The following is a 7,118-nucleotide window of genomic DNA, read 5'->3' on the forward strand; positions in this document are numbered from 1 at the left end:
GTGTCCAGTCGTTGTGATGGGCCAGCGTCAGAGGCCGACCAGGGCCCCGGCGATGCCGGCGGCGCGGGTCAGCGAGCTCACCACGATACCATCGATCAGGCTGATGGCGATGAACACCACGATGGGTGACAGGTCGATCATGCCCAGCGGCGGGATCACCCTGCGCACCGGTGCCATGATCGGCTCAAGCAGCTGCATCACCAGCAGGGCACCTGGATGGCTGGCCTGGGGCGCCACCCAACTGAGGATGATCATCACGATCAGGGCGAAGAAGTAGATCTTGAGAATGGCGTTGGCGATGGCGGCCACGGAGCCGATAGCCACGCCGGCGATCGGGGCCATGCCGAAGCCGGCGATCTGCAGGATCAGGAAGATGCTGGCCGCCTTGATCACGAAGGCCGTGGCCAGGGTGGCAAGGTCGAAGCGGCCCATCACCGGTCCCAGGAAACTCTGGAAGGGACGCACCGCCGGCTGGGTGATCTTGACCACCGACTGGCTGATGGGGTTGTAGTAGTCGGCCCGAGACGCCTGCAGCAGGAAGCGCAGCATCAGCAGGAAGATGTAGATGTTGATCAGGGTGTTCACCAGCAGCAGGCCGGCGCTTCCCATTTGGCTGCCCATCGGGGCTCCTCCATGTCCTTGAAACGTGGTCGTGTTCACACAGGCGCGTGGCGGCCTGCGGGTCAGCGCTTGCCGAGTTCTTCGGCCATTTCGCCGGCGCGGTCGGCGCAGGCGGTCATGGCCTCGGCCATGATCCGCCGCAGGCCGGCATCTTCCAGGTGTTCGATGGCCCGTTCGGTGGTCCCGCCCGGCGACATCACGTTGCGCTTGAGCTCGGCCGGCGGCTTGTCGCTTGAAAGCGCCATCTTCGCCGCCCCCAGCGCCGTCTGCATGGCCAGTCGCCGGGCGGTGTCGGAGGGCAGTCCCAGCTTCACGCCGGCCTGCTCCATGGCCTCGAACATCAGGAAGAAGTAGGCCGGAGCGCTACCCGAGACGGCGGTGACCGCATCGAGCAGGGCCTCGTCCTCGACCCACTCTACCAGGCCCACGGACTCCATCAGCTCGGTCGCGAGACGGCGCTGGGCCTCGTCGACCTTGTCGTTGGCGAAGAGGCCGGCGGCCCCGGCGCCGACCAGGGCGGGGGTGTTGGGCATGCAGCGCACCAGCGGAAGGTTGCCGCCGAGCCAGTGTTCGAGGGTCTCGGCAGGCAGGCCCGCCGCCACCGAGACGATAAGCGGCCGTCGTGCCTGGACGGCATCACGCATCTTCTCGCACACCTCGCGCATGATCTGCGGCTTCACCGCCAGCACCACCACGTCGGACTGGGCGACGGCCGCGTCGTTGTCGGTATCGGTGCGGATGCCCAGCCGCTCGCGCAGCGGAGCGAGGAAGTCGTCGCTGGGAGCGGTGGCGGTGATGTCGTCGGGCGAGAAGCCGCTCTCGATCATCCCGCCGATGATGGCGCCGGCCATGTTGCCGGCGCCGATGAAGGTGACTTTGCTGGCCATGGGATCTGTCCTTCTGATGGTGGAGAGCCTCGGCCGGCAACCGGCGAGGGCAGGGTTAGCGGGTCTGGCGCTCACCGAAGATGGCGGTGCCAAGGCGCACCATGGTGGCGCCTTCCAGCACGGCGGCCTCCAGGTCGGCGCTCATGCCCATGGAGAGGGTGTCCAGAGGCGCCTCGGGAAAGCGCTCGCGAAGGTCTTCAAGCGCCTCGCGCAGCCGGGCGAAGGGAGCGCGCTGGGCGCTCAGCCCTTCGGCCGGGGAGGGGATCGCCATCAGGCCGCGCAGGCGTAGTCGAGGCATGGTCAGCACGACCTCGGCCAACCCCGGCAGGGCGTCGAGGGAGACGCCGGACTTGCTTGCCTCGTCGCTGATGTTGACCTGCAGGCAGATGTCCAGCGGCCCGAGTGCCTCGGGGCGTTGATCATTCAGACGCCGGACGATCCTCTCACGGTCTACGCTATGCACCCAGGAGAAGTGTTCGGCAACGTCGCGGGTCTTGTTGGATTGCAGCGGCCCTATGAAATGCCAGACGATGGCGTCAAGGTCCGCCAGCTCGGCCTGCTTGTCGAGGGCCTCCTGGACGTAGTTTTCGCCAAACTCGCGCTGGCCCAATTGCCATGCCTTGCGGATCATGGCGGCCGGCTTGGTCTTGCTGACGGCCAGCAGCCGGGCGGCGCCAGCGGGTCGGCCCGCGGCGGAGAGCGCCTCGTCGAGCCGGGCGCGGGCATTGGCCAGCGACTCGGAAAGTATCAGGTCCGTCATGTCGTAGGGTCTGTCATACTGGACATACAGAAGGGAACCTTATCCCGGGAGCAGGGGAAACGCATGGATATTACCGAACTGCTGGCATTCTCGGCAAAACAGAAAGCCTCGGACCTCCACCTTTCGGCGGGTCTGCCGCCGATGATTCGTGTCGATGGCGATATTCGCCGTCTCAACGTGCCGGCCATGGAGGACCGCGAGGTCCGCAAGCTGATCTACGACATCATGGCGGACCGCCAGCGTCGCGACTACGAGGAGTTCTACGAAACCGACTTCTCCTTCGAGGTGCCGGGGGTCTCCCGTTTCCGTGTCAACGTCTTCAACCAGGCCCGGGGCGCAGGGGCGGTATTTCGTACCATCCCCACCGAGGTGCTGACCATGGAGGACCTGGGCATGGGCCCGGTGTTCCGCCAGCTCTCGATGCTGCCTCGTGGCCTTGTGCTGGTGACCGGGCCTACCGGCTCGGGCAAGAGCACCACGCTCGCGGCGATGATCGACTACATCAACGACAACCGCTTCGAGCACATCCTCACCATCGAGGACCCGGTGGAATTCGTTCACCGCAGCAAGCGCTGCCTGGTCAACCAGCGCGAGGTGCATCGCGATACCCATGGCTTCGCCCCGGCCCTGCGCAGTGCCTTGCGCGAGGACCCTGACATCATCCTGGTCGGCGAGCTCCGTGACCTGGAGACCATCCGGCTCGCCCTCACCGCGGCCGAGACGGGCCATCTGGTGTTCGGCACCCTGCACACCACCTCGGCGGCCAAGACCATCGACCGGATCATCGACGTCTTCCCCGGTGATGAAAAGTCCATGGTGCGCTCGATGCTCTCCGAGTCGCTGCAGGCGGTGATTTCCCAGGCCCTCCTCAAGCGACAGGGCGGCGGTCGGGTAGCGGCCCACGAGATTCTGGTGGCCACGGCGGCGGTGCGAAACCTGATTCGTGAGGACAAGGTGGCGCAGATATACTCCGCGATCCAGACGGGCGGCAACCTCGGCATGCAGACCATGGATTCCGCATTGTCGCGTCTGGTCACCGACAACACGGTGGCGCGCGACGAAGCCCAGGCGAAGGCCAAGGGCGTGCTGGGCTGAGTACGGTCAACTACAAGGAGGGCAGGGACATGACGGCGAAAGACTGGCTCTACCAGTTGCTGGACATCATGGTGCAGAAGGAGGCGTCGGATCTGCTGATCTCGGTGAACGCGCCGCCCACCCTGAAGATGGCCGGTCAGCTTACTCCGCTGGGCGATCAGGGGCTCAGCGCGGCGCAGGTCACCGAACTGGTCGGGGTCTCGATTCCCGAGTTGCTGATGGAGCGTTTCAAGACAGAGCATGAGGCCAACTTCGCATTGAGCCTCAAGGACAAGGGGCGCTTTCGTGTCAGCGCCTTCCAGCAGCGCAACCAGATGGCCATGGTCATTCGGCGTATCGGTTTTGATATCCCTCACCTTGAGGAGCTTTCGCTGCCCCCTACGCTCGGTGAGCTGGCCAACAACAAGCGCGGCCTGGTATTCGTGGTCGGGGGGACCGGCACCGGCAAGTCGACCACTTTGGCGTCGATGATTCAGCAGCGCAACGAGACCCTGGGTGGCCACATCATCAGCGTCGAGGATCCCATCGAGTACGTGCACCCGCACCGCAAGGCGATCATCAACCAGCGCGAGGTGGGCATCGACACCGAGTCCTTCGAGGTGGCCCTGAAGAACACTCTTCGCCAGGCGCCGGACGTGATCCTGATTGGTGAGGTGCGGACCCGGGAGACCATGGAGCATGCGCTGACCTTCGCCGAGACCGGCCATCTCTGCCTGGCCACCCTGCACGCGAACAACGCCAACCAGGCGCTGGACCGCATCATCAACTTCTTCCCCATCGAGCGTCACTCCCAGGTATGGCTCGATCTCTCGCTCAATCTGCGGGCCGTCGTCGCCCAACAGCTGTTGCCCACGGTGGATGGCGGGCGCTGCCCGGCGATCGAGATCATGCTCAAGTCCCCGCTGATCGGTGACCTGGTGCGCAAGGGCGAGGTCAGCGAGATCAAGAACGTCATGACGCGCTCGCGGGATCTCGGCATGCAGACCTTCGATCAGGCGCTCTACGATCTCTTCAAGGCAGGAAAGATCACCGAGGAGGTGGCGCTGGTGCACGCCGACTCGGCCAACGATCTGCGCATGATGATCAAGTACGGAGATGAGAGCGGAGAGGGGGTGTCCGGGGCCCAGGAGGCGGCCAGCCACCTCTCCCTGCGCGGTCAAGATGACTTCTGACGCATCTGCTCGCGCTCAGGGGGCGTAGAGCCCGCCCAGCACTCTAGGGCCGGCGGCGCCGGTTGCCGAGGGCAGGTTGCCCGGCTGGCCAGCCAGGCGTCGTTCGGCCAGCCAGGCGAAGGCCCCGGCCTCCAGCCAGTCGGCGGGCCAGCCCCAGTCGTCTCCGGCCACCAGCGGGGTCTCTGGCAACCGGCGGGCCAGGCGAGCCAGCAGGTCCGGGTTGTGGGCGCCACCGCCACAGGGAATCAGCAGCGCGGCCGGCGGGGCAGCGAACCGTTCCCGGGCCATCTCGACGCCCAGCGCCACGCTGGCGGCGGTCAGTTCGGCCAGGGTGGCCTGCACATCCTCCGGTGACTCTCCTCCCTGCAGATGCCCTTCCAGCCAGTCAAGATGGAACACCTCGCGGCCGGTGCTGCGGGGCGGTGGGCGGTGAAAGAAGGGCTCGTCCAGCAGGCGTTCCAGCAGGGCCTCGTCGACCCGCCCCGAGGCCGCCCAGGCGCCGCAGGCATCGAAACGGCCGCCGCGATGGCGGGCATGCCAGGCATCCATCAGGGCATTGGCCGGGCCGGTGTCGAAGCCCAGAGGTGGGCGCGCATCCTCGGCAGGCGGCAGCAGCGTGAGGTTGGCGAAGCCCCCCAGGTTGAGTACCAGTCGCCATTCGTCGCGCGCCCTGAACAGCGCCTCATGGAAGGCCGGCGCCAGCGGTGCGGCCTGGCCGCCGGCGGCCAGGTCGCGGCGGCGGAAGTCTGCCACCACCGCACAGCCGGTGAGCTCGGCGAGCAGGCTGGGGTCGTCGAGCTGCAGCGTATAGGCCGGACCGCCATCATGGCCCCAGGGAGCGTGCTCGATGGTCTGGCCATGGCTGCCGATGGCGGCGATGGCCCCTCGCACCACCCCGCTCGAGGCGATCAGCGCCTCGGCGGCGGTGGCCTGCAGGCGGCAGAAGGCGTCCTCGGCGGCCGCCAGCTCGGAAAAGGCCACCCGATCGGCATGGCAGAGTCGCCACAGCAGGTCGCGCAGGGGGTCGGGCATCGGCTCGGCATGGGTGGCGACCAGGCTCGGTACGCCGTCAGCGCTGATATCGACGAGGGCGGCATCGATACCGTCGAGGCTGGTGCCTGACATCAGGCCGATGAAGAGGCTCATGGGGACTCCCGGACGGACTCAACCGTGGATGGTCGGACATGGTAACATCCTCGACCGTTCGAACATCCAGCGCCCGCCGGGAGCGGGCCGCCTGCTGAGTGGAGAGGAGACAATGACCGATGTAGCTGGCGCCCTGGCGCTGCTCAAGCGCGGGACCCATGAGATCCTGCTCGAGAATGAGCTGGAAAAGAAACTGGCCTCCGGGCGCAAGTTGCGCATCAAGGCGGGTTTCGATCCCACGGCGCCGGACCTGCATCTTGGCCACAGCGTCCTGTTGACCAAGATGCGCCAGTTCCAGGACCTGGGTCATGAGGTCATCTTCCTGATCGGCGATTTTACCGGGCGCATCGGGGACCCCACCGGCAAGAACGTGACGCGCAAGCCGCTTACCGAAGCGGAGGTCAAGGCTAATGCCCAGACCTACAAGGAGCAGGTGTTCAAGATCCTCGACCCCGAGAAGACCGAGGTGCGCTTCAATGCCGAATGGTTCTCGGCCATGAGTGCGGCCGACATGATCGAGCTCGCCGGCCAGAGCACGGTGGCGCGCATGCTCGAGCGGGACGACTTCGACAAGCGCTACGGCGCGGGCCAGCCGATCTCCATTCACGAGTTCCTCTATCCCCTGGTGCAGGGTTACGACTCCGTGGCTCTGGAGGCCGACGTGGAACTCGGCGGCACCGACCAGAAGTTCAACCTGCTGATGGGGCGCGAGGTCCAGAAGCATTTCGGCCAGTCGCCCCAGGTGGTGATCACCATGCCGCTGCTCGAGGGGCTTGATGGGGTGCAGAAGATGTCCAAGTCGCTGGGTAACTATGTCGGGGTCGATGAGTCCCCGGGGGCGATGTTCAACAAGCTGGTCTCCATGCCCGACAGCTTGATGTGGCGCTACTTCGAGCTGCTCTCACTCAAGCCCAACGAGGAAATCGAGGCGCTCAGACGTGATGCCGAGGGCGGTGCCAACCCTCGTGATATCAAGATGATCCTCGCTCGAGAGCTGATCGGTCGTTACCACGGCGAGGAGGCGGCCGCCAACGCTCACCGCAGCGCCGGCAACCAGCTGGCCGAGGGAGAACTTCCGGAGGATCTGCCCGAGGTCGAGGTCGACTTCGAGGGCAGCGCCCAGGCGCCTATCGCCGCAGTGCTCAACCGTTCGGGGCTGACCAACAACAGCGCCCAGGCCAAGGACATGCTGGGCAATGGCCGGGTCAAGGTGGATGGCGAAGTGGTCGAGCGTGACCATATGCTCGATACCGGCAGGAGCTATGTCATTCAGGCAGGCAAGAAGCGCTATGCCCGGGTGACCGTCGGTTGAGGCGGGCCAGTCGGTCGTCGTGAAGTTTTTCCTCCTTGAGCCCTTGCAGCGTTTCGGTGAAATCCGTAGAGTACGCATCCGCTGCCGGCGACGGGCACACGTTGCGGGCGGTGGATGGTGGTAGA

General features: G+C 65.9%; 7 protein-coding genes. 3 read left to right on the plus strand and 4 right to left on the minus strand.

Annotation, left to right across the window (positions count from 1 at the left end):
• Positions 1 to 27 precede the first annotated feature (27 nt).
• The 3 genes from ABE960_RS11145 to ABE960_RS11155 form a co-directional block, all read right to left on the minus strand.
• Entirely contained in the window at positions 28 to 621 is a 594-nt protein-coding gene (locus tag ABE960_RS11145; protein WP_349762340.1) for a YggT family protein, read from the minus strand.
• Positions 622 to 683: 62 nt separating this feature from the next.
• Positions 684 to 1,508: a pyrroline-5-carboxylate reductase gene (proC, locus tag ABE960_RS11150; RefSeq protein ID WP_349762341.1), complete on the minus strand. Its 825-nt coding sequence runs from the start codon at positions 1,506 to 1,508 to the stop codon at positions 684 to 686.
• A gap of 55 nt (positions 1,509 to 1,563) precedes the next feature.
• Positions 1,564 to 2,268 carry a YggS family pyridoxal phosphate-dependent enzyme gene (locus ABE960_RS11155; RefSeq protein ID WP_349762342.1) on the minus strand — a complete coding sequence of 235 codons (705 nt, stop codon included), beginning with the start codon at positions 2,266 to 2,268 and terminating at the stop codon, positions 1,564 to 1,566.
• Positions 2,269 to 2,331: 63 nt separating this feature from the next.
• Here ABE960_RS11155 and ABE960_RS11160 point away from each other — a divergent pair, with 63 nt between their 5' ends.
• Together ABE960_RS11160 and ABE960_RS11165 are read left to right on the plus strand one after the other, a co-directional pair.
• A complete protein-coding gene (locus ABE960_RS11160) occupies positions 2,332 to 3,363 on the plus strand; it encodes a type IV pilus twitching motility protein PilT (RefSeq protein WP_349762343.1) in 1,032 nt (343 codons plus the stop codon).
• A 29-nt stretch (positions 3,364 to 3,392) separates the two neighbouring features.
• Complete coding sequence (locus ABE960_RS11165; protein ID WP_349762344.1) at positions 3,393 to 4,535, plus strand: PilT/PilU family type 4a pilus ATPase; 1,143 nt, start codon at positions 3,393 to 3,395, stop codon at positions 4,533 to 4,535.
• A 15-nt stretch (positions 4,536 to 4,550) separates the two neighbouring features.
• On the opposite strand, the gene ABE960_RS11170 is transcribed toward ABE960_RS11165, so the two are convergent.
• Complete coding sequence (locus ABE960_RS11170) at positions 4,551 to 5,681, minus strand: anhydro-N-acetylmuramic acid kinase (protein ID WP_349762345.1); 1,131 nt, start codon at positions 5,679 to 5,681, stop codon at positions 4,551 to 4,553.
• A 112-nt stretch (positions 5,682 to 5,793) separates the two neighbouring features.
• Here ABE960_RS11170 and tyrS point away from each other — a divergent pair, with 112 nt between their 5' ends.
• On the plus strand, positions 5,794 to 6,993 hold the full coding sequence (tyrS, locus tag ABE960_RS11175) for a tyrosine--tRNA ligase (protein ID WP_349762346.1): 1,200 nt from the start codon (positions 5,794 to 5,796) through the stop codon (positions 6,991 to 6,993).
• The last annotated feature ends 125 nt before the right edge of the window (positions 6,994 to 7,118 follow it).

The organism is Halomonas aquatica, assembly GCF_040196335.1.
In the GTDB taxonomy this organism is placed as follows: domain Bacteria; phylum Pseudomonadota; class Gammaproteobacteria; order Pseudomonadales; family Halomonadaceae; genus Halomonas; species Halomonas aquatica.